Consider the following 23,809-nt stretch of genomic DNA (forward strand, 5'->3'; position numbering starts at 1 on the left):
GAGCGGAGAAAACCGCTGAGGCCCGTCAGGCGAGCTTGATCGTCGGGTTGCGCTGGTCGAGCCAGGTGGCGATGTCGAGCACCCGCTCGATGGCGTTGCGCTGCTCGTTGGCGATCGTCTTCCCGTCGGCCTCGGTGGCGGCCCTGAGCTGGCCCTTGTCGTAGAAGTCGAGCACCCGGTGGTTCGACGAGATCAGCTCGGCGGCCTGGGACTGGATGGCCGCGAGGTAGTTCGGGTCGAAGCTGCCCGGGTAGCCGCTCTTCTTCCGGTCCGCCACCTCGTCGGGCAAGGTGTCGCGGGTGGCGCCGCGCAGGAGGCTCTTCTCCCTGCCGTCGTAGGTCTTGAGCGACCACGGCGTGTTGAACACGTACTGCACCAGCCGGTGATCGCAGAACGGCACCCGGACCTCCAACCCGACGGCCATGCTCATCCGGTCCTTGCGGTCCAGGAGCGTCTGCACCATGCGGGTCAGGTGCATGTAGCTGACCTGGCGCATCCGCTTCTCCAGCCCGGTCTCCCCGTCCTTGAGGGGAGCCGCGTTCAACGCGGCCGAGTAGTTGTCACCGATGTAGGCGCCCAGGTCGAGCTGCCGGGTCAGCCCGTCGTCGAGCAGCCCGCCGGGGTTCAGCGGGGAGTCGACGAGCCACGGGAACGTGTCGGCCGTGCGCTGCCGCTCGTCGTGGAACCACGGGTAGCCGCCGAAGATCTCGTCGGCGGACTCGCCGGAGAGCGCCACCGTGGACTGCTCGCGGATGGCCTTGAACAGCAGGTACAGCGAGTTGTCCCGGTCGCCGAGGCCGATCGGGAGGTCCCGCGCGCCGACGGCCGCACCGCGCACCGCCGGGTCGGACAACGCGGCACCGTCGAGCACGATGTTCTCGTGGTCGCTCTTGACGTGCTCCGCGACGGCCTTCACGAACGGAGTGTCCTGGGTGGGGGCCACGTCAATGGCCCGGAAGTTCTCCGCCTGGTTGGGGAAGTCCACGGCGAAGCTGCGCACGTTCTCGCCCTGCTCGGCCAGTTGCAGCGCCGCGATGGCGGTCATGGCCGAGGAGTCGAGCCCGCCGGACAGCAGCGTGCAGCGCGGCACGTCGGCGACCAGCTGGCGGGCGATGATGTCGTCGAGCAGTTCGCGGACGCGCCCGACGGTGGTCGCGCGATCATCGGTGTGCTCGCCGACCTCCAGCTGCCAGTAGCAGCGTTCGCGCAGCCCGTTGCGGTCCACGATCGCCAGGTGACCGGGCTTGAGCTCCCGCATCCCCTCCCACGCGGCGAAACCGGGCGTCTTGGCGAACGAGAAGATCTCGCGCATCCCGTCGAGGCCGATCACGGGCTCGACGGCCGGGTTCGCCAGGATCGCCTTCGGCTCGGAGCCGAACAGCACGCCGTCGTCGGTCTCGTAGTAGTAGAAGGGCTTGATGCCCATGCGGTCGCGGATCATGACGAGCTTCTCGGTGCGCTCGTCCCAGATCGCGAAGGCGTACATGCCGTTGAGCTCGTCGGCGAGGCGCTCGCCCCATTCCAGGTAGCCGCGCAGCACGACCTCGGTGTCGGAGTCGGTGTCGAACCGGTGCCCGCGCCTGCGCAGTTCGTCGCGCAGTTCGGTGAAGTTGTACACCTCCCCCGAGTACACCATCGCGACCGCGCCGTCCGGGGTGTCGACCTTCATCGGCTGGGCGCCGCCGGGAAGGTCGATGACGGCGAGCCGCCGGTGCCCCAGCGCGGCGTGCGGAGCGATCCACGTACCGGCGGCGTCCGGTCCGCGGCAGGCCATCATCTCCGTCATGTCCCGCAGCACGCCGTCCCGCGTGCCGAGATCACGTGCGTAGGAGACCCAACCGGTGATGCCACACATACGACCACCTCAACCCATGTAGATAGCTACCCAAACTAACTAGGCACCAGCACGCTATTCCCCGGGTTGTTGATCAACGATAGAGCGATAGCGTGACGCAGTGTGACGTCACGCACAGATTGCGGGTATTGAGCGCGTGTTGCGCAACCCCGTGAACTGGATGAACGGGACGGCGCGGCCACTTCGCACATCAAAGCCGCGATTACGACAAGTGACCTTCCCTGTCGCCGTCACGTCCACGCGGCGCGCACCTGGTCGGCGACCTCGGGAGCCTGAGCTCGCCCGGCGAGCGCGGCGGCCCGTCGTCGTGCGGGGTCGAGGGGGTTGCGGCCCATGGCCTGCTTCGCCGCCGGGCCGGGGCTCACGACCACCGACCGCACCGCGCCACCGAGCGCCGCCACCTGCGCCGCGGGCCGATCCGCGCGGCGCCCGGCCGCTGTGGTGGGGGCGATGACCACGACCCGCTCGCAGTGCGCCGCGAGATCCGCGTTGGTCACCGAGCGCACCCCGCCGTCGACGTAGCGGCGCCCGTCGATGGTCACCGGCGGCCACACCAGCGGCACCGCGCAGCTGGCGGCGACGGCGTCGACCAGTGCCACGCCGCCGTCGTTCTCGAAGACCCGGACGCGTCCCGTTTCCGCGTCGACGGCCGGGATGCACAACCGCTGCCGCGGCCAGTCGTGGTGCGGCAGCCGCTGCTCGATGACGGCTCGGCGTTCGGATTCGGGCACGGTCTCGGCGCGCAGCGCCGCTCGCCCGAGCCAGGCCCGAGCGCGCCGGCGATCACCGGGCCACGCGGCGGCGGCCGCGAAGCGCGCCAGCGCCGCCGGACTCATCCGGGCCGCGATCTCGCCGGAGGCCTCGCGCAGCTGGTCCTGGAAGAGTTCGTCGAGTCCGATACCGCTGGTGATCTGCGCCGCGACGACGGAACCCGCCGAGGTGCCGACGACGAGACCGGCCGCGGACAGGTCCACGCCGAGCTCGGCGAGCCCCCGCAGCAGACCCGTCTCCCACGCGATGCCCGTGACCCCGCCACCACCGAGAACAAGACCTCGTCCACCATCGTCCATCCCCCGAATCTAACCGGCCGCTCGGGATCGGTCGGAACGACGTCGTGGTCCGGAAAACGAGCCCGGCGAGGCGAATACCGCCGGGCGCCGGGCGGGCATCGGAGTTCCGCGCGTGCGAGTTTCCCAAACTGGGGCACCGTTTCGCCTGTTCAGCGTTGTTCGAGCCGTGCGGCACAGTCCCGAACAGCGCTGGATCTGGAACACCTGGAGAAGCTGCGCTTGCATGGTCGTGGCAGCGGCGGAGAACGTCCGCGACCGCATCCACCGATCGACGCCGCGGACGACCCGCGCCTTTTCCCAGCACGACATTTCCGAGGAGGATCGCATGCGAAAACTGCTCGTTCCGGTCATCGCGCTCGCGGCCGGCCTGCTGCTGGTGCCGCCCGCGCAGGCGCTGAACATGGCGTGCACGTCCGACGGCAATTGCCATGGCCACGCCGAATTCGCCAAGAACGGCGACCACCTGTACGCCGAGGACACCTTCGCGGACGGGTTCGGCGTGTACGTGCACTACTACCGCTACGACATCGGCACGGCGGGCGAGTTCACCAACCGCAAGGGAGCGCGGACGAGGGTCGATCACGACATGAACCTGCGCGAAGGTTCGAAGATCGAATTCGAGGTGTGCCTGCTGGACAGGTACAACACCACGTTCGACTGCTCCCCGACGGAAACGACCACCGCCTAGTCCACCGCACCCGACGTGGTGCGCCACGCGGTCGGCGCCGGGCATGGGGGTGCCCGGCGACGGCCGGAGCTCGAACGAGATGGGAGCAGGTTCACGTGGAACTGACACCGCAGCAGCTCAACACGCTCAAGCGCGCACGATCGGCCGGTGACCGGCTTCGGGAAGAGCTCGCCGGTCGCACCTTCGCCGGGCGCGACGGCGGCGCGCTGGTGGAGGTCACCGTCGACGCGGACGGGGTCATCGTCGAGGTCGCGATCAACCAGAGCGCGGCCGATCACGCCGACCTGGGGACGCTCGCGCACGCGTTCGTGCGCGCGACCAATGACGCCCAGCGCAACGCCACGAGCGAGGGCGCCCAGCGCCGGGCGGAGTTGATCCGGCACATCCGAGGAGGAACGGGAACATGACCGGCGGGAAGAAGTCGAACGTGGAGGCGTTGCGCGGTTTCGCCAAGAAGGCGACCGATCTGCGCGACTCGTTGGCTTCGGTGAACGGCCGCCTCGATTCCGTGGCAACCGACCTGGCGGGCACGTCCGCGGGTCCGTGGGGAGAGTCGGCGGAAGCCGGCAAGGTCCGCACCGCACTGCTGAAGCAGGTCGAGTTGCGGAAGGACGAGGTCGGCCAGCTGCGCGCTGCGCTGAAGGAGATCGGTGACGGGCTGGCGGACGTCGCCGACACCGAAGCGGGAGTCGACAACGACAACGCCGGCCGGCTCGGCAGCCTCGAAGGGGGATGATCAGATGGCCAGGAACATCGAGGTGGCCGAGATGACGCTGGTCATCGACGAGCTCAAGCCGTACTTCGCGTTGTGCGGGCTGAGCGACCCGAACGAGGACCTCGAAGCCTTCGACATCGACTACGCGGCGATCCAGGGCACCGACGAGGCCTTCACCGAAGCGCACGCCGAGCTGGCGGACGTCGAGGAGTCGTTCGCGAAGATCCTCACGGGCGTGCGGCGGGACTGGGAAGGGGCGGCGGCCGACAGCTTCGCGACCTACCACGACCTGGTGTCGAGCGGTATGGACGACGTGCTGACCCGGATCGACTCGCAGGCTTCGGTCGTGTCCGAGGTCGCCGCTCACCTGAAGACCATCATCGGTGATGTCCACGAGCAGGTCATGGAAGCGGCCGTGGGGATCTCCAACATCATGATGGCTTCTCCGATTCCGCTACCGGGAACCGGCGGGGTCGCCGTCCAGGCATTGTGGCGGGAAGGCGAGATGGCCTCGTTCAACGCCATCACGGATTGGATGAGCCTCTTGGTCGGCGGGGTCAACGCGGGGTTGGTCCAGGTGGCCAACACGATCGCGAAGGTCGACAACGCCGAGGAGGACCTCGGGAGCCTGGCCGAGTTGACGGCACCGGACGGGTCGAAGATCAGCCCGCTCGGCCTCGACGAGGAGAAGGAATTCGGCATCGTCGTTGCTGACGGCACTCCCGAGGAGCCGGTCGTCTCCGGCTTCGAGGAGGACACCGTGGCCCGCCCGGACCAGTGGGTGCAGCGATGACGGGCCCCGTCCGGGGAGGATGGCTCCGGATCCGGCCCGAAGCGGACCCCGGCCCGGTACGTCGAGCACCCGCGGCACCGCCCCGCTGGGTGCGTGCGCGCAGCACACCTGCCGCTGCTTCGGCCGCGCCGCAGGACCAGCGGCGTCCGGAGCCGTCCGCGCCGAACGAGCAACGCCGACGCGCTCGCGCGTCGGGTCGTGCCGCACCGGACGACGACTACGAGACCTCGTCGTGGCTGGAAGATTCCGGTACCGGGGCCCGGAACAAGAGGTGGCAGGGCTGGCGTCCCGGCTAGCACCCCGGCGCCGGACAAGGGGGCGGGGCCGGGGCGCGTCAGGGGGAGCGCACCGGCCCCTCCCCGGCTTCCTCGTCGGCGCTGCCGGTTCCGGCGAGGAATGCTCCGGTCCGCGCGTCGCGGAGGCTCCGCTCGGTGCCGATCTCGGCTCGTGCCGCCGGATTCCGGTGGTAGTGCCGCAGCAGCGCGTAGAGCAGCGCGGGATCACCCGCCAGGTCGCGCCCGGGGATGCGCAGCATCGGGGAACGCGGCAGTCGGTCCTCCTTCCACAGCCGGGCGATCTGGCGCCGGGACCAGCGCGCGTCGGCGGTCGCGAGCACCCAGATCTCCGGTCCGTCGCCGGGCACGGCCCGGACTTCGGCGATGCTCGTCCACGGGAGGAAGCCATCGTGGGTCCAACCGCGGTGGTGCACGCCCGACGGAGTCAGTCGCACGGTGCCCGCCGCGAAGCTCCCCCGGAGCATGCTGGCGGGCAACGACAGCAGGACCACGGCGGCGACGGCGAGCACGACGGCTCTGCCGATCAGCGGGCGGTCCTTCTCCAACGCTCCGACGAACCCGAACACCGTCGGCGCCGCCGCGGTCAGCGCCACCAGCACGAACCCGGCGAACTGGACCCTGGAATAGGGCAACTCGACGGCCATCGCAGCCTCGTCGGTCGCCGTCAACCGCAGCGCGCCGCCCCCGGACTTCCGCATCCGCAATCGCGCGAGCACGCCCATTCCCGCCAGCTCGGTGAACAGCAGTCCGAACATCGCGACGTACCGGGTGCCCGCGGGCCAGCCCTCGACGGCGTGGTGCAGCGCCACCGCGAAGGACACCAGGGCGAGCACCGCCGAAGCCGAGACGAGCAACCACGGTCTCCAATCCGGAAACCCCGCCCACTGCTGCGGCCACGGCGCCGCGCGGGCGCTCACCGTTCGACGGCGCTTCGCCGGACGCCCGCTGATCATGCCGGAACCAGGCTGAAGGTCTGCTCGACGGATTCGGCGCACTCGGCTTCCCTGACCTCGCGCTGCGCGCCGTTCGCCGCCAGCACGGTGAAGCATCCGCCTGTCTGCGGCCTGATGCGCCACCGGCCGTCCGCGGCTTCCAGCCGGAACAGCTGGGTCCGGCTGCTGTCGGTGCAGGCCTGCGGGCGCAGCTGTTCCCGTTCACCGATGTCGATGCACCAGGTGCTGCCGTTGGTCTCCGGGTTGTAGATCTTGATCCGGTAGGTTTCCGGTCCCAGTTGCTCCCAGGCGAAGCGCTGGTCAGGGCGCGGGTCGGACTTGCAGGGACGTTCGGCGACCAGCGGATTGCCCCGCTGGTCCTTGGCCGTGAAGTCCAGGCAGGTCCCCCAAGTCGTGCGGATCGAGTACCAGTGCACGTTGGGCGGTCGCACGAGGTCCGGGCCGAAGATCGCGAAACCCGCCAGTCCCGCGCAACCCGCCGCCATCGCGACCGCGTTGATCGGCCGGAATCGGCGGAGCCGTTCCGGCCTGGCGAACGGAACGGGATCGGCGGTCGCCGTTGCGGGCGGCTCGACGCGGGCTGGAGCGACTTCGATCCGCGGCGGGGAAACGACGTCGGATCGCGCCGCGGGCGACGGGTCGGCGGCCAACCGGTCCTGGTCGGCCAGCCACCGTTCGACCTCCTGGACCGACGCGCCGCACGCGCGGACGAACATGGCGGTGACGTCCCGGCGCGGCAAGGTGTCCCGGCGCAGCGCGGAGGCCAGCGTGCTGTAGGGCAGCACGTCGCCGTTCGCGCGCGCCCGCGCCTCCAGCTGCCGGTAGGTCAGGCCCGACGACGAGCGCAACACCCGGAGCGCGTGCACGAATTCGGCGGCCGTGGTGGCGCGCGGCGGTTCCCCCTCGGCATCGGTGTTCGTGACCAACCGGGATCCTTCCGCCTTGATCGGAGCCTGCCCGCAACCGGAATGCTAGCGACCGCGGCGTCCCGCACGCAGGTACTCGGCGGTGGTCGATACTCGCTCAGCTCGTCGCGCCCGCGCGGCGGGCCGCGATGGAGTAGTCAAGCGCCTTGCGCAGGCCGGGGAGGTCGGAGTCGACGCGATCGGCCAGGGACCGGACCACGTCGCGGTGCGCGCGGCGCTCCTTCGGACTGAACGCGGTGCGCACGTCTCCTTGCAGGGCGAACGTGGCGAGCACCGCGTCCTCGATCGCGATCCCGGCCGGGTCGTGGCCGCCCAGCACCGCGTCGCGCACCCGCCCTTGCAGGAGGCGGACCCGCTCGGGGTCGGGCAGGGCGATGTCGTGGACCGGGAACAGGCCCAGCGCCCGGCGGCGGTCGGCAGTGATGACGCCGGTGGCGGCGAGCAGGTCTCGCATGGTCGCTTCCGCCGTGTGCCAGCTGTGGTCCACGACGGTGAACCACCGGCGCGGCCGATCCGGGGACACGTGGTCCAGGACCTCCGCGAGGAACGGATCATCCGGGGTTTCGGTGCTGGTACGGGCGGCTTTGCCCGCCTCGTCCCGGAACCATCCGGCGAGGGCCAGGTCGGCCACAGCGGCGGCGCGCACGAGCTGACCGCGCACCAGGGCGCTGCTGGATTCGATCCGGCCCTTCTCCACGTCGTAGCAGAGCAGGTACATCTCGTGCGGCAGCGGCAGGTTCATGGCGTTCCCTCGCGACTCGGCCGGGGCGGTTCCCCGGCGTGGACGAGGTCAGTCAAAACCGTGCCGACGCGGCATGGTCAAATCCGATCCGGAACAAGATCCGCGGAAGTGGCTCAAGTCATGCGCCGACGCTGGGGAGGTCGCCGTCCCCGCGTCGCCCCGTGCCCGGCGGCGCTCACCGGTAGCAGTAGGAGTCCGACGAGGCGTCGCCGCCTTGGAGGCGGACCTGGTGGGTGCGGAGACCGCGGAAATCCGCGCCGTGCGGGAAGAAACCGGCGTCGACGGCGAGCCCGCCCGCCGGGTCGGCGTCGAGCTTGGCCATCCAGGCGCCCACGCCGTCCGGGTAGAACTGGTCGTCCCAGGCGCCGTAGAGGGAGTTCGTCACGTACACCCGGCGGCCGTCGCGGCTGACCTCCACCATCTGCGGTCCGCCGGAGAGCGGTTCGCCGGGCGCGGCCGGGTGCTCGTGGTGGGCGGTGATGCCACCGAGCCGGACGGAACCGGTTTCGCGCGGGGACGCGGGATCGGTGACGTCGAACTGCTTGAGCTCGCCGGTCCCCCAGCAGGACACGTACAGGAACCGGTCGTCGACGGACAGGTCGATGTCGGTGATCAGCGGTGGTACCGCGCCGAACGGGCGCAACGCCGGGGGCAGCGCGTCCGGGTCGGCGGGCGCGGCGGGCACCGTGATCACCTTGTCCGCCCGCCACTTCTCGCCGTCGAGGTGCCAGCGCCACACCGACGCCGACAGGTCCTCGGTGGAGACCACCACTCCGGCGAAGCCCCAGGTCGCTTCCGGGTCGTGCGACGGGCGCAGCTCCAGCACCATCTGGTGCTGCTCGCCCAGGTCCACGCGCTGCCGGTGCGCGCCGGCCGCGAGGTCCCAGAAGTGCAGGGCGTGGCCGTACTCGTGGGCCAGCAGCCGCTCCGGCACCAGACCGTCCTCGATGAGCGACGGCGCTGCCCACTCGCTGCTGATCAGGGTGTTGCGGTTGAGGTGCCACCAGGCGTCGTAGGCGAGGCGCTGCGGACCCCGATCGGTCTCCCACGCCCGCAGCACGTCGAACGAGTCGTGGTCCAGCAGCGCGATGCCGCCCGGCCCGTCGGCGCCGTCCCGGCCGCCGAGGCAGGTGAGGAACACGCCGTCCGGACCGCAGTGCAGCGTGTGCGGGCGGGAGTACCCGGCCTTCGCGGAGAGCTCCGCCGCCGTGATCGTCTTGACCAGGCGCGGCGCCCTCGGGTCCGGGACGGTGTCGAGCACGTGCAACCGCGAGGAGCGCAGGCCCGGCACGATCAGGTAGCGGCGCGCCAGCCCCGCCATGTCGTGGCCCTCGTGCTGGAGCGCGCTGCTGCACGCGTTCCACCCGAAGTGGTGCAACTCGTCACCGGTGCCGGGCATCTCGGTCCAGCCCACGACCCGGCCGTACTCGGGCGAGGACGGGTTCACGTCGAGCACCGCCATCGCGTCCGGGCGGCTCGCGGAACGGTCGAAAGCCGCCACGTAGGCCACTTCCTCGCGCGGCGCCGCGATCGCGTCGGCGGGGCTGCGGTAGAACGTCGGATCGGTCATGCCGGGACCTCCCGTGGTCGGCTGGTGCCCACGGGATACACCGCCGCACGGGAGGTCGCCAGCGCGTCACGCGGTCGTGGGCTGCTCCTGGCGCGCCCGGCCGAGCGCTCCGCGCCGTTCCATGAGCGCGGTGCCCCCGGCTCCCGCCAAGCCGACCAGCAGCAGCGCCAGCCACGGCAACCACCGCACGCCCGGCTCGGCGAACGCGTCCAGCAGGGCACCCGCCAGCCAGCTCACCCCGGCCGCCACCAGGCTGGAGACCAGGTAGTAGAAGCCGTAGTAGGTGCCCGCGAGCCGTTCGCTGCCGATCTCGGGCAACAGCTCCATCGCGAACGGGTTCGTCATGGCCTGCCCGACGGTGAACAGCACGATCGCGATCACCACGGGCACGAACGCCAGCGCCGTGCCGAGCGCGCCCGCCACCGGGAGGCGCTCCGGCAGCACCGGGGCCGCCAGCATCAGCGGCACGAACGAACCGCCCATGCAGCACAGGCCCAGCACGATCGACCGCCCGGAGCTCCACCGCCGGCGGCACCACTCGGTGATGCGGACCTGGCCGAACACGCCGATCGCGGTGGACACCCCGAACACCACCGCGATCGACCACGCCGCGCCGGACACGCGCTGCGCCTCCAGCGGCAACGTCAGGTAGAGCTGGTTGTAGAGCGCGAAGTACGCCGACAACGACAGCGTGAAGCCGAGGAAGCGGCGGTTGAGCACCACTTCCCGCCAGCTGCCCAGCACGCTCTGCTGCTGCGGCTCGACCTCCCGGTGCGGCAGCACCAGCAGCTGCGCGGCGGTGAGCACCGCGAACGCCACGCACGCCACCAGCGCGATGACGCGGAAGTCCACCGCCAGCAGGGCCGCGCCGAGCAGCGGCCCGACCAGCGTGCCCGCGTGCTGGAAGACGTTGAACACGGCGAACACCTCGGCTCGCCGCTCCCCCGCCTCGTGCATCAGGTAGGTGCGCACCGCCGGGTTGAACAGCGCACCGGCCAGCCCGGTGAGGATCGCCGCGGCGAACAGGCCCGGCAGCGAGGTGAACACGGCGAACAAGCCGAACGACACCACCCGCAACGCGCAGCCCGCGATGATCATCGGGCGGCAGCCGAGCCGGTCCGCGGCGGTCCCGCCGAGCAGGAACATGCCCTGCTGGCTCAGGTTCCGGACACCGAGCACCAGGCCGACCACGGCGGCGCCGTAGCCGAGGTTCCCGCTCATGTACGCGGCCAGGAACGGCATCAGCATGTAGAAGCCGACGTTGATGCCGAACTGGTTGATCACCAGCAGCTTCGCGGCCGGGGACAGCCTGGCGAACGCGGCGCGGTTCATTCCCGCACCTCGCAGACCGGGCAGCCCGCCGAACCGGCGGTGCGATGGGCGCAGGGATCGACCACCTTGCGCGACCTCCTCCAACTCGTCTTGCTGTCCACTTCGGACGGAATTCCGTCCGTTTCGGATGGTTCGGTGACCGGATCGGGCAGGTTCTGGGCGGTGTGGAAGTCCGCGTCGTAGATCGTCCGCCAGTACCGGTGCGGCCCGTCGGGGAACACGGCGGCCACCCGGTCGGAGCCCAGTCCGCGCGCGCACCAGGACGCGACCAGCGCGACCGCGCCGGTGCTCCACCCACCGGTGGCGAACGACCCCGCAGCCAGCCGCCGGCAGCCCGCGACGGCCTCCGCCGCCCCGACCCAGTGCACTTCGTCGAACGCCGCGTAGTCCACGTTGCCCGGGTGGATGCTGCTGCCCAGACCGCGCATCAGGCGCTTCACCGCCGGATCGCCGAACACCGTGGAGCCCGCCGCGTCGACCCCGACCAGGCGGGCCTCCGGACGGTGCTCGCGCAGCACCTGCGCGATCCCGGCGCTGTGACCGCCGGTGCCGACGCTGCACACCACGACCTCGACGTCGTCGAGCTGGTCGAGCAGTTCGCGGCCCAGCCCGTGGTACCCGGTGACGTTGTCCGGGTTGTTGTACTGGTCCGGCCAGTACGGGTCGGGCAGCGTCGCCATCAGCTCCCGCACCCGCTCCAGCCGGGCGCGCTGCCAACCGCCCACCGGGTGCGGCGACCGCACCAGCTCCACCCGCACGCCGTACGCGGTGAGCAGGGCGCGGGTCATGTCGTCGAGCTCGTCGTCGGCGACGACGACCACCGGATGCCCCCAGGCCGCCCCGACGCACGCCAGCCCGATCCCCAAGGTGCCGCTGGTGGATTCGACGACCGTGCCGCCGGGGCGCAGCTCGCCGCGCTCGCGCGCGCCCGCCAGCATCGCGTGCGCCGCCCTGGCCTTCATCCCGCCGGGCGCCACGCCCTCCAGCTTCGCCCAGAAACCCGGGTGCTCGAAGGCGATCGGGGTGGTGACGCGCAGCAGCGGGGTGTTGCCTATCAGGTCCAGCGGCGACTCGGACCGGGCCGGTGCCCGACCGGTCATCGCGGCGCCTCGTAGGTGTGGATCGTGGTCTCCTCGCCGGAGAGCCAGAAGAACGGGTACGGCTCCGCCGATAGCGCCTGCACCGGGCCGCCGAGCAGTTCCCGCAGCACCGCGGCCCCGGTCTGGGCGAACAGGGTCAGCGGCAGGTCGCGCGCCGCGCAGGCCGCGGCGATCTCGTCGAACGTGCCGTTGCCGAGCACCATTCCCGAGGCCAGCACCGCGTCGGCGCCCTCGATCGCGGCCGCGTGGTCGGTCAGGATCGGCTCGTCCCACTCGGTCCGGCCACCCTTGAGGTCGCACGGAACGCAGGTCAGCCCGCGCTCCCGCAACGCGGCGAGCAGCGAGTTCACCACGCCGATCACCGCCACCCGGCCGCCCTCGGGGGCCCGGGTGATCGCGGCCACCGCGCGGGCCCGCGCCATCGACTTCGCCAGCGAATCCCCCGCCGGGACCCGTACCTGGCGGGCCAGCGGGTGCGCGCCGTGCGGAGTGGTCGCGGTGAGGTAGGCGTCCAGCGCGGCCACCCGGACCGGGCGCAGCGGGTGCGCCAGCAGTTCGGCGACGCTGCGCCCGACGGTGTCGCGCACCGCGTGCTCGTCGAGCGCGCCGGGTTCCACGGCGCAGGAACCGACGGCCGGGCCGACCCGCACGCTGAGCACGGTGTTGACGTAGCCGGTGCCGCGACCGGTGTGCCGGGCGGCCTGCACGGTCAGGAACGCCACCGCGGCCGTGGTCTGCTGCGGTGTTCCCCCGTCGGCGCCGCAGAACGCGCCGGCCAGAGCGGACTCGATCAACGAGTCCGAATAGGACTGATCAGTGGTGGCAGGAACAGGACGCACGTGTCTCCCGAAGCCGGTCCGGTCAGCGACGATCGAAGGCGGGCTACGCCCGGGGGAGACCACAAGGGTCCGAGGGGAAAGTTGCGCCCGTCGGGCGCGATGCGTCGATGCGCAGCACCACGTACCTCCTCCGGAGCTCCGCGACCCCGTACGAATCGGTACGACGATGCCAGTGTCCTGGCTCGTGGATCAGAACCCTGGCCTCCGGCCTTCCCACCCTGTCGGGCAGTGGCACGGGTGGAGGCGGGCTCCCCACTCACAGTGGCGGGACCGCGCCGGAGTCACACCGGCTTCCTGAACACCGTCGCTTGAACGGGTGAAAAGTTCGCAGTCCCGCTGAGGAATGTCAAGTGCGCCGGACGTCGGAACGCAGCAGCGACGACACGCGGAAACTGCGTCCGCGCAGGTATGAGCGCCGGAAAACCGGCGCCGCCGAAAGAACTATGACGTCGATGACCCTTGCCGGAACATCGGAGCGGATGCTCGCGCGGTGTTCCGGCAAGGGCCGTGCGCGACGTTCGGCCGAGCCTCCGCGGAACGAGGCGCCCGAGACCGTCGGATAGTCGGCCGGATTGGTTCCCGGCAATTCTGGAAAAAACCGGGCGAAATTCCGCCGGAGCGCGGATCAGACCGCCACCGCTCCCATTCCGCCGCGTCCGACGGCCCGGCGGCGGGCGGTGAGGTACAGGAAGGAGCCGGGCCCGCTGGAATCCACCACGTCCAATCCGACCGACCCGAACGCCTCGGCGATCGTCTCCGGTTCGAACGACCGCAGCCCGAACACCCGCTCGTGGCAGCGCTGGAAGTAGCGCTGGAACGCGCGCGTCCCCGGCCGGTAGGTGGTCGCCGTGAAGGTGCCCGCCGGATGCAGGCAGCGCGCCACTTCCGCGATCACCCGCTGCGGCTCGGGCAGCAGGTGCAGCGCGTCGGAGCAGTTCACCGCGCCGAGGAAGGCGTCCGGGAACGGCAGCGCCCGCGCGTCGCCCTCGGTGAACAGCACGCCCGGGACCGCCGCGCGCGCCACCTCCAGCAACGGCGCCGCCGAGTCCAGGCCGAGCACCCGGTCCGGGCCGACCTGCTCGGCCAGCACCCGCGTCCAGCGCCCGGTGCCGCAGGCCACGTCCAGCACCGGCCCCGGCGCCGGGCGCAGGTTCCGCCGCAGGTAGGCGTCCTCGTCCCACGCCGTGACCGACCGGTCCCAGTTCCCGCCCGGTACCGCGCCCGACTCCGCGCGCAGCAATTCGATGCGCTGGCCCGCCGTCGACTCCTGCTCCAGCAGCCGCCGGTAGGCGCCGGACGCGGGCGTGACGGGTTCCGGCGGTTCCGGCAGCTCCGGCCAGCCGAACGCGTGGTGGATCTCGTGCTCGGCGCGCGCGCCCTGGTAGGCGCGCAGCGCGGCGGTCTCGGCGTCCCACAGCTCGGCGAGCTCCGCACCGGCTCGGACCGGACCGGTGATCGGCGCGAGGCTCCCCCAGTGCGCCGGGGACGGCCAGGCCCGGCCGATTCCCGCCGCACAGCTCGGATCGGTGAAGTCGGGGACGGTCAAGCAACGGCGGAGCCGGGCGGCGTCGTGCTCGTCCAGATCCGCCGGCAGCACCGGCGAGATCCGGTCGCGCTGCTCCGGCAGGTGCATCAGCAGGTGCAGCAGCGCGGTGCGCAGGCACGGCTCGGTGTCGGCCCGCTCCAGCAGCCGCAGCGACGCGTTGAGCCGGTCGCCGAGCACGCCCTTGATCTGTCCCGGCAGGTACGAACTGCTCTCGTCGTCGCCGAGCAGCACGCCCAGCAGCAGCGCCACCCGCGCCCGGTTGGGGTGCGGGGAGCCGGTGAGGACCTCGACCGGGCCGACCAGGTCGGCCGGGCCGGCCGCCGCCGGGTCGAGCAGCTCGCGGGCGAGCCGGGCGAAGGCGACGTCGGACACCTGCGGGTCGTGGTGCACGAGCGCGGCGCGCAGTCCTCCCCACCTCGCCGTATCCGGCGCCGGGTCCGGCTGGGCTGTGACCCGCGGGAGGCCCGGTTGCTCTTGAGCACGCATCTGCTCGACTCCTTCGCTGTTGCACCGGGACCGGCCGTGCCGGGCGAATCCGGCTCGGCGCAGTCGAATTCGGGGTGACCGGGGAACTCGGTCCCGCTGGAGAAGCAGGTCCCGCTGGAGGACGTCGGCGAGCGCGGGGCACTGGCAGGTCCGCGGAGTCCGAGACGGGATCGCGGCGGCAGGCGCGTCGTTGCGCCGAATCGCGGCCGGCGGAGATTCGCACAGCGCCGGTGGGACGCCCGGACTTCCTCGTCCGAACGGGAAGCACCCGGTGCCCGGCGATCCGCAGCGGACGCCGGTCCGGGAAGACCGCGATGAATCCATCATGGACGAGCGGGTCCCGCCACGACGACCACCGAAAGCGTTTTCCTGCGTCCCCGCGTTGAGTGATCGCGAGCGCGGACTCGATCACGGACGGTCGAACTCGGATCGGAGTCCACGCGAGACCGGCGGGACGTGCCCGCCACCAACGGGTTGTGGTGCCGGATCTTCCTTGTCAGGAGCGGACCGTCGCTGACACGCTCGGCCGCGCACCTCCGACGCCCGATCTCCCGGCAGGTGCTCTCCCGGATCCGAGCCGATCAACGGGACGCGGCCGGCATTCGCCGCCACCGCGCGACATCCGCTCCGGAATCCACCTCAGCGGCCTCCTGCGCGGGCAGGCTCGCCCGTCGTCGCTCCGGAGCACTTCCCCGCAATTCCACTGTGGACAGATTGGGAGCGATCACGATGCGCGAACGGTTACCCGAGCCGTCGACGCGGAACGCGCGACGGGCGGCCGTCCGATGACCGGCGCCGGCCGCGGGGACGGCGCGGACCTGAGCAGCGAGATCCAACGCGCCCAGGCGATCCTCGGCGACCTCTGCTTCGGCTCGACGGCGCGCCACCCGGAGGACCGCATCCGCGACCACCTCGAACTGGACCCCGCCGAGATCACCGAGCTCGAACTGGAACTGCGCAGCCGCCACCGCATCGACCTCGACCTGTGGGGCGTCTACGACCACACCTTGAGCGAGCTCGCCGTCCTCCTCGCCCGCGCCGCCTCCCCCGAGTCCGGCGGCCCCCAGAACCTCGACCGCTGACACGACACCTCGAAACAGCGACGCAGGCGTGCGGTGCCACCCGATCGGCCCAGCGGTGGTCCGGTTCAGGACACGCTCCGAAGGGAGCGCTGGGCCGGGCGAGCAGCCGTGCCTCTCGATCGAGTGCACCTGTGTTCGCGATCTTGGCCGCCGCCGCGAACTCTGGTTGCCTGCTCCATCGAGACCATCCCCCGCTGGGCCGTCAGGACGATCCGCCGCGGATCGCGGGCCCGAGCGGAACGATCCCCGCCGGACCGGCGGAGTTAGGACAGGTGCGCACGTGCAACCGTTCCAGCTGCCCGAGTTCTACGTGGCTCATCCGGCGAGGCTGAACCAGCACCTGCAACGCGCCCGTCGACACACCAAGGAATGGGCCTACGAGCAGGACATGATCGACGTCCCGCAGCAGGGCGTCCCGATCTGGGACGAGCAGGACTTCGACTCGCACGACTACGCGCTGCTGTGCGCCTACACCCACCCGGACGCGCCCGGCCCCGAACTGGACCTGGTGACCGACTGGTACGTGTGGGTCTTCTACTTCGACGACCACTTCCTGGAGCTCTACAAGCGCAGCCACGACATGGCCGCCGCACAGGAGCACCTGGACCGGCTGACGCTGTTCATGCCGATCGACGGCGAGATCACCGAAACCCCGCGCAACCCGGTCGAAGGCGGGCTCGCCGACCTGTGGAACCGCACCGTGCCCGCGCGCTCCGAGGACTGGCGGCGGCGGTTCGCCGAGAACACCCGCCACCTGCTCGACGAGTCGCTGTGGGAACTGCACAACATCAACCGCAACCGGCTGTCCAACCCGATCGAATACGTGGAGATGCGCCGCAAGGTCGGCGGAGCGCCGTGGTCGGCGAACCTGGTGGAGCACGCGGTGAACGCCGAAGTGCCCGCGGGCATCGCCGCGTCCCGGCCGATGGAGGTGCTGCGCGACACCTTCTCCGACGCGGTGCACCTGCGCAACGACCTGTTCTCCTACGAGCGCGAAGTGCTCGACGAAGGTGAGCTCTCCAACGGGGTGCTGGTCTTCGAGCGGTTCCTCGACTGCACCACGCAGGAGGCCGCCGAAGCCGTCAACGACCTGCTGACCTCCCGCCTGCACCAGTTCGAGCACACCGCGCTCACCGAGGTGCCCGCGCTGTTCGAGGAGCACCAGGTGGACCCGCTTTCGCGCGCCGGGGTGTTCGCCTACGTCAAGGGCCTGCAGGACTGGCAGTCCGGCGGGCACGAGTGGCACATGCGGTCCAGCAGGTACATGAACGGCGGGACGCGCGACGAACCCGTGCCCGCGAACGGCTTGAGCGGACCGACGGGCCTGGGCACCTCCGCCGCGCAGATCGCGACGTCGGTGCTGCGCACCGCACCGCAGCGGGCCCGCTCGTTCCGCCACGAGCCGTACCGGCGGGTCGGCCCGGTGCCCCGCCAGGACATGCACATGCCGTTCACCGCGAAGTCCAGCCCGCACCTGGAGCGGGCCCGCGAGAACGTCGTGGAATGGGCGCACCGCGTGGGGATTCTCGACGGTGTCGTCTGGAACGAGCGGCTGATCCGCGACTTCGACTTGGCGCTGTGCGCCGCGGGCATCCACCCGGACGCCGCCGCCGAGCAGCTGGACTTGAGCACGGGCTGGTTGGCGTGGGGCACTTACGGGGACGACTTCTACCCGGTGATGTTCGGCCGCACCGGTGATGTCGCGGCCGCCAAGGTGTGCACGGAACGGCTGCCGCTGTTCATGCCGGTCGAGGACGAGCCGACACCGGCGCCGGCGAACGCGCTGGAGGTGTCGTTGGCCGACCTGTGGCAGCGCACCACCGCGCCGATGGGCGTCGACGCGCGCCGCACCTTCCGCCGCACCATCGAAGTGATGATCGACAGCTGGTTGTGGGAGCTCGGCAACCAGGTGCAGAACCGGATCCCGGACCCGGTGGACTACATCGAGATGCGGCGGCGCACCTTCGGTTCGGACCTGACGATGAGCCTGTGCCGCCTCTCGCACGGCAACGCGGTTCCGCCGGAGATCTACCGGACTCGCACGCTGCGCTCCATCGAGAACTCGGCCGCCGACTACGCCTGCCTGCTCAACGACGTGTTCTCGTACCAGAAGGAGATCGAGTTCGAAGGCGAGCTGCACAACTGCATCCTCGTGGTGCAGAACTTCCTGGACTGCGACAAGGACCGCGCCGTCGCCGTCGTGGTGGACCTGATGAACGCGCGGATGAGCCAGTTCCAGCACGTCGTCGCCGAGGAGCTGCCCGCCCTGTTCGAGCAGTTCGACCTCGACGCCGGTGCCCGCGAGGTGCTGCTCGGCTACGTGGAGGAACTGCGGAACTGGCTCTCCGGCATCCTCGTGTGGCACGACGGCTGCCACCGCTACGAGGAGTCCGTGCTGCGCCACCAGCCCGCGGCGGCTCCGATCGTGGCGGCGGCGGTGCTCGGCGGACCGACCGGCCTGGGCACCTCGGCGGCGCGCATCGCCACGACGCTGAGCCGGGCGTAGGAACCCTGTTCGACCGGGCGCGGTGCTGGTCGCCGCGCCCGGCCTGAGGTTCAGCGTTCCGGCGGGCCGGACGGGTGCTTCGCGGCGGCGAACTGCCCGGTGGCGACGAGGACGACGACGAGCACGAGCGGCACGATCCACCCGCTCCAGCCGAGGATCGTCGCCTGCGTGGTGTCGACGTTCTCCCCCGCCTGCGCGAACAGCAGGTAGGTGCCGCCCGCGGCGTTGAACGCGCCGTGCGCGAGGGCGGCGGGCCACACCGATCCCGAGCGCAGCCGCAGCCAGCCGAAGACCGCGCCGACGAGGACGCACATGCCGACCATCGCGGCCACGCCGAGCAGGCCCGGCGCGTCCGGGTAGTTGTACCCGAGCAGGATCAGCGGAGCGTGCCAAGCGCCCCAGATCACGCCGGAGATCAGCACGGCCGCCAGCGGACCTAGCGGCATCAGCTTCGGCAGCAGCCATCCGCGCCAGCCGAGTTCTTCGCCGAGCGCGGGGAGGAGGTTGACGAACGCTCCCAAGGGGAGCGCGGCGAGCTGGACGGCGATGAGCGCACCGACCGGCACCGGAAGCTCAGCCCCTCCGGTCTGCTCGCCGAGGACCTGCCGGAACGCGGAGAAGTTCGCGAAGTCGGCCGGGTAGACGCCGAGCAGCGCACCGACCGGGAGCGCCGCCAGCACGAGCGCGATGGACGTGACGATCCCCAGCGCCGCGAAGCCGAGCACCCTCCGGACGGGGCGCAACGGCCACAACCCGAGCGCCCAGGCCGGGCGCTGCCGCCGTTCCACGAAGCGCACGACGACGAGCGCGGCGATCGCCGGGGTCGTCATCATCGCCACGGACACGAGCGGGAACCAGGGGTCGGCGAGCCCGTCGCCGAACCAGAGCGGGAGCGCGACCAACCAGGCCGACACGACGGCGAGGGCGACGAACGCGCCGATGGCCCGCAGGTCGCTGCTGCTCACCCGTCCTCGGGGCGCGGACTTCTCGGCCACGGCGGGAGGTTCGACGTTCACGGCGTCCGCCCCTCGACGATGTGCAGGCCCGCGATGGTCCGGTCGTCGCGGAAGGTGATCCGCGCCGTGTAGTCGCCCGCCTCCAGCGAGAGCGGCGTGTTCGTGATCGTCACGTCGCTCGCCCTGGCGACCTCCGGTTCGCCGTGCCCTTCGAACTCGCCCGACAGTCCGACGAGCTGCGCCCACGCGGCGGCGAGCGCCTCCTCCGGCAGGCCCTCTCGCATGGTCGGATCGAACTGCTCGGTGACGTGCGACCACTTCCCGGCCGCGAGATCGTCGATCACCGCGACGGCCAGTTCGGCGGCGCCCTGCAGTGGCGTGGTGTTCATGGGTTCCCCTGTTCTCGGATCGGTCGGCTTGCCGTAGCGCTGGAACGCCGCTTGCCGGCTCACGCCCAGTGCGTCGCCGACGACCTGCCACGTGGCTCCGTCGCGCCGAGCCTGCTGCACGACGGCGCGCACCACGTCGTCGGCGGCCGCCTGGATGCGCACGGCGCGTTCGATCGAGTCGGCCCCGCCGTCGGGAGCCGTCAGGACGCGCGACGCGAGCAGCGCCTCCGTGCGCGCCGCCAACTCCCGCAGCGCAGCTGTCAAGTTTTCCTGCACATGTAAACCTTACCTTGACACGCACGGCGCACGCCAGGCGGTGGCACAAGACCACCGGCCCGAGCCGCGTCGATCACGACTTCGCGCCACCCCTCCCGCTCCCGTGATCTTCACCATGAATCCCAGGACGTGGCACGCAGGCGGCGCTCCGAAGACGCCGCACGACCGGGGTGTGCAGTAGTTTCGTTCCCGGAGCGGGAGTTCCGAGCAGGATTCCCGGCACCTCGTCGTTCTCGGGCCGGATCAGGAGTCCTCATGTGTCGTTTGCTCGGTGTCGTCGCTCGGCGCCCGGAGCCGCTGGGCGAGCTGCTCGCGGAGGAAATCCCCGAATTCGTCGCACTCTCCCGCGAGCACGGCGACGGCTGGGGCGTGGCGTCGTGGTCGGGCACCGCCCCGGCGGTGGCGCGCGATGTGGAGGCCGCGCACCGTTCCGCGCGGTTCGGCATGGTCCGGCGCACCACGACCGACGCGGGCCTGCTGCACATCCGGATGGCCAGCGCGGGATCACCGCTGACCGTGCAGAACACGCACCCGTTCACCGGCCGGCGAATGGCCTTCGCGCACAACGGTTTCTTCAGCCCCCGCGACGCGCTGGACGAGCTGATCCCGGCCGATCTGCTGGCGACCGCGACCGGCGACACCGATTCGGAGCGGTACTTCCTGCTGCTGCGCGGCCTGCTGCGGGAGCACGAACCGGCGGCGGCGCTCGCGCTGGCCGCCGAGCGGATCCGCCTGCGCGCCACCGCGTTCGCGAGCCTGAACTGCCTGCTGCTGACCGACGACGCCCTCTACGCCTACTCCGAGCAGAACCCGGACTCGGAGGTCGCCCGGCGTCGCGGACCGGAGTTCTTCCGGCTGCACTACCAGATCACCGAGGACCGGGTGGTAGTCGGATCCAGCGGCATGCCGCGCGCGCAGCGGTCGTGGACGGAGCTGCCCGAGCGCCACGTCCTGGAGATCCGGCGCGGCGACCTCCGGGTCTCCGCGCACCCGCCCCTTCCCCCGGTCGCCGCCGCCTCGTAGTCATCGGAATGGGCCGGATGGCGCACACTGCCTTGCGCCACAAGGCGATTCGCCATCGTCCTGACCGGAGTGGACGCTCCGCTCGCGCACCGGCGAACTCGCCCGTTCTCACGATGCGATACGAAAATACCGACTATTCGACACGATTCGGACATGTGCGCGGACTGTCCTGGGCGGATTTTGCCGTCGAATCGTGCGCTGCGGTAGAAACGATCACGCACTTGATCAGCAAGTGCTCGCGCCCGCCAACATCGTTGTGGTGGACCGATTCTCGCTCGTGACGCCGCGGGCACCTCCCCGCCTCAGCGCGGTGCCCCCGCGCGTCTCCACCTCTTCCGGGAAGCCGAAACATGAACAGCCCCGCGCCCGCAGCACCCCCACCATCCACATCGGAGGCACCCGCCCCGGAACCACGCCTGCGCAAGGATCTCGGCTTCTGGAGCCTGACCGCGATCGGGTTCAGCGGCATCATGGGCTCCGGCTGGCTGTTCGGCGCGCAGTACGCCGCGCAGGCCGCCGGGCCCGCGTCCGTGCTGTCCTGGCTCGTCGGCGGCGGCGCGTTCACGCTCATCGCGCTGGTGCTCATCGAACTGGGCGCGTCCCGCCCCGTCGCCGGCGGGATCGTGCGGTGGCCGTTCCTGTCCAACGGCCCGCTCACCGCGGCGATCGTCGGGTGGTCGGTGCTGCTGGCCACCAGCAGCGCGACCGCGGCCGAGGCCTCCGCGATCACCCAGTACGCCAGCCACTACCTGCCGTGGCTGTACGAGGACGACGCGCTGACCGCGCCCGGCGTGCTGCTCTCGGCGGCGCTGCTGGCGCTGGTGATGGTGCTGAACTGGTTCGGCGTGCGGCTGTTCGCCCGGATCAACTTCGCGCTCACCGCCATCAAGTTCAGCGTGCCGGTGATCACCCTGGTGGCGCTGCTGATCTCCGGGTTCAGCGACGGCAACGACACCGTGAACGCGGGCGGCGGCTTCGCGCCGTACGGCTGGTCGGCGGCGCTGAGCGCCGTGGCCACCGCCGGGATCGTCTACACCATCAACGGCTTCGCGCCGACGATCGACCTGGCCGCCGAGGCCAAGGACCCGCGCCGGGACATCCCGCGCGCGGTGCTGACCGCGATCGGCCTGGCGGTGCTGCTCTACCTCGGGTTGCAGCTCGCGTTCCTGTTCGCGGTCCCGGAGAGCACGCTGGCCGCGGGCGGCTGGCACGGCATCGACTTCAGCTCCCCGTTCGGCGAGCTCGCTCTGCTGCTGAACCTGGGCTGGCTGGCCGCGCTGCTCTACGCCGACGCCGTGGTCTCGCCCGGAGGCGCGCTGCTGGTGGGCATCGCGGGCAACAGCCGCGTCACCTACGCGATGGCGCGCAACGGAGTGCTGCCGCAGTCGGTCACCCGGGTGCACTCCGGTTCCGGGGTGCCGCGCGCCGCGCTGCTGGTGAACTTCCTGCTGGCGCTGGTGCTGCTGGCGCCGTTCGACGGCTGGCAGGACATCATCGGCGTGGCGGGCAGCCTGTTCCTGCTGAACTACTCGGTGGCGGCGGTGTCCGCGGCGGCGTTCCGCCGGGCTCGCCCCGACGCCGTGTCCGGCTGGGTGCCGGGGATGCGCTGGATCACGCCGCTGAGCTTCGTGGTCTCCGCCGAGATCATCTACTGGTCGGAGTGGGAGAAGCTGAGCGTGGTGCTGCCGCTGGCGGTGCTGGCCGTGCCGCTGTTCGCACTGGTCACCAAGCAGCGCGGGGCCTACCTCGGTCAGCTGCGCCAGAGCGCGTGGCTGATCACCTACCTGGTGGTGCTGTTCGCGATCTCGGCGCTGGGCGGCTTCGGCGGCGCCGGGCTGATTCCGGCTCCGGTGGACACCGCGCTGGTCGCGGTCGTCGCGCTGCTGATCTTCTTCTGGGGAGCCCGTTCCGGCGTCCGGCATCTGGCGAACTCCGAGGCCGACTCCGACGAGCGCGAGATCACCGACTGATGCCCGCGTAGATCATCGAGCCGCGGAACCTCAGCGGCTTCCTCGCTGCGGGATCGATTCCTCGTGCAGCAGCGTGTCCTCGCGAGGGAGCCGCTGAGAACCCGCCGGTGTCGTTGTGCTCTGGCTGGTCACCGCTCAGCGGCTCCGCCGCTGACAGGACAGCGACCACGAACGCCGCTCACCTCGAACGACAAGATCAAAGACAGGCGGTCAGCGGCTTCCTCGCCGCGGGATCGATTTCTCAGGTAGCTCCGGGATACACGACGAATCGCCGTCCCCGTGAGGAAGCCGCTGCGCACTCGCCGGTGGCCGGCTTCGCGACCTGGTGCTTCCCGCACGCGAGCGCGGGACGTGACGAACAAGAAGCCGGCCGGGAGAATTCCCGGCTCGCGTTCGTCGTCCCGCATCGTGGCCATCGGGGCGCGAGCTTGACCTGGGATGGCCGCGCGAACGTAGAGTTCTCTGTGCGGTGGGCGAGAAATCCCGCCTCCTCGGCGAACGCCGGTGGCGGTGGCTCCCCGCGCGGCGGCGAGGAGGGATCGATGCGGGCACCGGTGCACGGCCCCGGATTCCGCGGTGCCAGGCGGCGCCACGTCGACCTGCAGCGCGTGAGCAGCGCGAGCTGTCCGCGCTGAACGGAAGACCCCGCGTCCACCGCCGCGCAGCCGGAGGGCCGCTCGTCCCGGCCCGTCCGGC

Annotated in this window: 21 protein-coding genes and 1 riboswitch; of the genes, 9 read left to right on the forward strand and 12 right to left on the reverse strand. The window is 71.2% G+C overall.

Annotation, left to right across the window (positions count from 1 at the left end):
- Positions 1-25: 25 nt before the first annotated feature.
- Together asnB and ACWD38_RS02155 are read right to left on the reverse strand one after the other, a co-directional pair.
- Positions 26-1,855: an asparagine synthase (glutamine-hydrolyzing) gene (gene asnB, locus ACWD38_RS02150; RefSeq protein WP_450123143.1), complete on the reverse strand. Its 1,830-nt coding sequence runs from the start codon at positions 1,853-1,855 to the stop codon at positions 26-28.
- A gap of 230 nt (positions 1,856-2,085) precedes the next feature.
- Positions 2,086-2,925, reverse strand: coding sequence for a patatin-like phospholipase family protein (locus ACWD38_RS02155; RefSeq protein WP_184478853.1), 840 nt, complete (start codon positions 2,923-2,925; stop codon positions 2,086-2,088).
- Between the two features lie 325 nt (positions 2,926-3,250).
- On the opposite strand from ACWD38_RS02155, the gene ACWD38_RS02160 reads away from it, so the two are divergent.
- From ACWD38_RS02160 to ACWD38_RS02175, 4 genes are all read left to right on the forward strand, one after another.
- Positions 3,251-3,613, forward strand: a complete 363-nt coding sequence (locus tag ACWD38_RS02160; RefSeq protein WP_450123144.1) for a hypothetical protein — start codon at positions 3,251-3,253, stop codon at positions 3,611-3,613.
- Positions 3,614-3,708: 95 nt separating this feature from the next.
- Positions 3,709-4,020: a YbaB/EbfC family nucleoid-associated protein gene (locus ACWD38_RS02165; RefSeq protein WP_450123145.1), complete on the forward strand. Its 312-nt coding sequence runs from the start codon at positions 3,709-3,711 to the stop codon at positions 4,018-4,020.
- Positions 4,017-4,349: a hypothetical protein gene (locus ACWD38_RS02170; RefSeq protein WP_450123146.1), complete on the forward strand. Its 333-nt coding sequence runs from the start codon at positions 4,017-4,019 to the stop codon at positions 4,347-4,349. Before ACWD38_RS02165 ends, ACWD38_RS02170 begins: the two co-directional genes overlap by 4 nt.
- Before the next feature lie 4 nt (positions 4,350-4,353).
- Positions 4,354-5,121, forward strand: a complete 768-nt coding sequence (locus tag ACWD38_RS02175) for a WXG100 family type VII secretion target (RefSeq protein WP_450123147.1) — start codon at positions 4,354-4,356, stop codon at positions 5,119-5,121.
- 334 nt (positions 5,122-5,455) lie between these two features.
- Here ACWD38_RS02175 and ACWD38_RS02180 read toward each other — a convergent pair whose 3' ends face one another.
- The 8 genes from ACWD38_RS02180 to ACWD38_RS02215 form a co-directional block, all read right to left on the reverse strand.
- On the reverse strand, positions 5,456-6,370 hold the full coding sequence (locus tag ACWD38_RS02180) for a hypothetical protein (protein ID WP_450123148.1): 915 nt from the start codon (positions 6,368-6,370) through the stop codon (positions 5,456-5,458).
- Positions 6,367-7,296: a hypothetical protein gene (locus ACWD38_RS02185; RefSeq protein WP_450123149.1), complete on the reverse strand. Its 930-nt coding sequence runs from the start codon at positions 7,294-7,296 to the stop codon at positions 6,367-6,369. Before ACWD38_RS02185 ends, ACWD38_RS02180 begins: the two co-directional genes overlap by 4 nt.
- Before the next feature lie 97 nt (positions 7,297-7,393).
- Positions 7,394-8,038 (reverse strand): GOLPH3/VPS74 family protein, encoded by a 645-nt coding sequence (locus ACWD38_RS02190; RefSeq protein WP_184478852.1) that lies wholly within the window; start codon positions 8,036-8,038, stop codon positions 7,394-7,396.
- Positions 8,039-8,213: 175 nt separating this feature from the next.
- Positions 8,214-9,608: a selenium-binding protein SBP56-related protein gene (locus ACWD38_RS02195; protein ID WP_450123150.1), complete on the reverse strand. Its 1,395-nt coding sequence runs from the start codon at positions 9,606-9,608 to the stop codon at positions 8,214-8,216.
- Positions 9,609-9,674: 66 nt separating this feature from the next.
- Positions 9,675-10,940 (reverse strand): MFS transporter, encoded by a 1,266-nt coding sequence (locus ACWD38_RS02200; RefSeq protein ID WP_184478850.1) that lies wholly within the window; start codon positions 10,938-10,940, stop codon positions 9,675-9,677.
- Positions 10,937-12,040 carry a PLP-dependent cysteine synthase family protein gene (locus tag ACWD38_RS02205; protein WP_450123151.1) on the reverse strand — a complete coding sequence of 368 codons (1,104 nt, stop codon included), beginning with the start codon at positions 12,038-12,040 and terminating at the stop codon, positions 10,937-10,939. Before ACWD38_RS02205 ends, ACWD38_RS02200 begins: the two co-directional genes overlap by 4 nt.
- Positions 12,037-12,879, reverse strand: a complete 843-nt coding sequence (locus ACWD38_RS02210; protein ID WP_450123152.1) for a Rossmann-like domain-containing protein — start codon at positions 12,877-12,879, stop codon at positions 12,037-12,039. The genes ACWD38_RS02205 and ACWD38_RS02210 overlap by 4 nt, the downstream gene beginning before the upstream one ends.
- 150 nt (positions 12,880-13,029) lie before the next feature.
- Positions 13,030-13,198: riboswitch (cobalamin riboswitch) on the reverse strand.
- A 306-nt stretch (positions 13,199-13,504) separates the two neighbouring features.
- Entirely contained in the window at positions 13,505-14,911 is a 1,407-nt protein-coding gene (locus tag ACWD38_RS02215; protein ID WP_450123153.1) for a class I SAM-dependent methyltransferase, read from the reverse strand.
- A 785-nt stretch (positions 14,912-15,696) separates the two neighbouring features.
- On the opposite strand from ACWD38_RS02215, the gene ACWD38_RS02220 reads away from it, so the two are divergent.
- A complete protein-coding gene (locus tag ACWD38_RS02220; RefSeq protein WP_221315779.1) occupies positions 15,697-15,993 on the forward strand; it encodes a hypothetical protein in 297 nt (98 codons plus the stop codon).
- Between the two features lie 280 nt (positions 15,994-16,273).
- Positions 16,274-18,499, forward strand: a complete 2,226-nt coding sequence (locus ACWD38_RS02225) for a terpene synthase family protein (RefSeq protein ID WP_450123154.1) — start codon at positions 16,274-16,276, stop codon at positions 18,497-18,499.
- 50 nt (positions 18,500-18,549) lie between these two features.
- On the opposite strand, the gene ACWD38_RS02230 is transcribed toward ACWD38_RS02225, so the two are convergent.
- A complete protein-coding gene (locus tag ACWD38_RS02230) occupies positions 18,550-19,515 on the reverse strand; it encodes a CPBP family glutamic-type intramembrane protease (protein WP_221315777.1) in 966 nt (321 codons plus the stop codon).
- Positions 19,512-20,108 carry a DUF3887 domain-containing protein gene (locus ACWD38_RS02235; RefSeq protein ID WP_184478846.1) on the reverse strand — a complete coding sequence of 199 codons (597 nt, stop codon included), beginning with the start codon at positions 20,106-20,108 and terminating at the stop codon, positions 19,512-19,514. The genes ACWD38_RS02230 and ACWD38_RS02235 overlap by 4 nt, the downstream gene beginning before the upstream one ends.
- A gap of 267 nt (positions 20,109-20,375) precedes the next feature.
- On the opposite strand from ACWD38_RS02235, the gene ACWD38_RS02240 reads away from it, so the two are divergent.
- The 3 genes from ACWD38_RS02240 (at position 20,376) to ACWD38_RS02250 (ending at position 23,748) form a co-directional block, all read left to right on the forward strand.
- Positions 20,376-21,143, forward strand: a complete 768-nt coding sequence (locus tag ACWD38_RS02240) for a class II glutamine amidotransferase (RefSeq protein ID WP_450123155.1) — start codon at positions 20,376-20,378, stop codon at positions 21,141-21,143.
- A 350-nt stretch (positions 21,144-21,493) separates the two neighbouring features.
- Positions 21,494-23,113 carry an APC family permease gene (locus tag ACWD38_RS02245; RefSeq protein ID WP_184478844.1) on the forward strand — a complete coding sequence of 540 codons (1,620 nt, stop codon included), beginning with the start codon at positions 21,494-21,496 and terminating at the stop codon, positions 23,111-23,113.
- 542 nt (positions 23,114-23,655) lie between these two features.
- The gene (locus ACWD38_RS02250; protein WP_343071338.1) at positions 23,656-23,748 is read left to right on the forward strand and encodes a putative leader peptide; all 93 of its coding nucleotides are present in this window, start codon (positions 23,656-23,658) and stop codon (positions 23,746-23,748) included.
- Positions 23,749-23,809 lie beyond the last annotated feature (61 nt).

This window comes from Saccharopolyspora sp. NPDC002578 (genome assembly GCF_053592695.1).

Bases quoted from the DNA above. Each gene is read 5' to 3' on its own strand.
- ACWD38_RS02180 (WP_450123148.1), bottom strand. From the start codon at position 6,370: ATGATCAGCGGGCGTCCGGCGAAGCGCCGTCGAACGGTGAGCGCCCGC.
- ACWD38_RS02250 (WP_343071338.1), top strand. From the start codon at position 23,656: ATGCGGGCACCGGTGCACGGCCCCGGATTCCGCGGTGCCAGGCGGCGC.
- ACWD38_RS02190 (WP_184478852.1), bottom strand. From the start codon at position 8,038: ATGAACCTGCCGCTGCCGCACGAGATGTACCTGCTCTGCTACGACGTG.
- ACWD38_RS02200 (WP_184478850.1), bottom strand. From the start codon at position 10,940: ATGAACCGCGCCGCGTTCGCCAGGCTGTCCCCGGCCGCGAAGCTGCTG.
- ACWD38_RS02205 (WP_450123151.1), bottom strand. From the start codon at position 12,040: ATGACCGGTCGGGCACCGGCCCGGTCCGAGTCGCCGCTGGACCTGATA.
- ACWD38_RS02155 (WP_184478853.1), bottom strand. From the start codon at position 2,925: ATGGACGATGGTGGACGAGGTCTTGTTCTCGGTGGTGGCGGGGTCACG.
- ACWD38_RS02245 (WP_184478844.1), top strand. From the start codon at position 21,494: ATGAACAGCCCCGCGCCCGCAGCACCCCCACCATCCACATCGGAGGCA.
- ACWD38_RS02215 (WP_450123153.1), bottom strand. From the start codon at position 14,911: ATGCGTGCTCAAGAGCAACCGGGCCTCCCGCGGGTCACAGCCCAGCCG.
- ACWD38_RS02175 (WP_450123147.1), top strand. From the start codon at position 4,354: ATGGCCAGGAACATCGAGGTGGCCGAGATGACGCTGGTCATCGACGAG.
- ACWD38_RS02220 (WP_221315779.1), top strand. From the start codon at position 15,697: ATGACCGGCGCCGGCCGCGGGGACGGCGCGGACCTGAGCAGCGAGATC.
- ACWD38_RS02170 (WP_450123146.1), top strand. From the start codon at position 4,017: ATGACCGGCGGGAAGAAGTCGAACGTGGAGGCGTTGCGCGGTTTCGCC.
- ACWD38_RS02195 (WP_450123150.1), bottom strand. From the start codon at position 9,608: ATGACCGATCCGACGTTCTACCGCAGCCCCGCCGACGCGATCGCGGCG.
- ACWD38_RS02160 (WP_450123144.1), top strand. From the start codon at position 3,251: ATGCGAAAACTGCTCGTTCCGGTCATCGCGCTCGCGGCCGGCCTGCTG.
- ACWD38_RS02240 (WP_450123155.1), top strand. From the start codon at position 20,376: ATGTGTCGTTTGCTCGGTGTCGTCGCTCGGCGCCCGGAGCCGCTGGGC.
- asnB (WP_450123143.1), bottom strand. From the start codon at position 1,855: ATGTGTGGCATCACCGGTTGGGTCTCCTACGCACGTGATCTCGGCACG.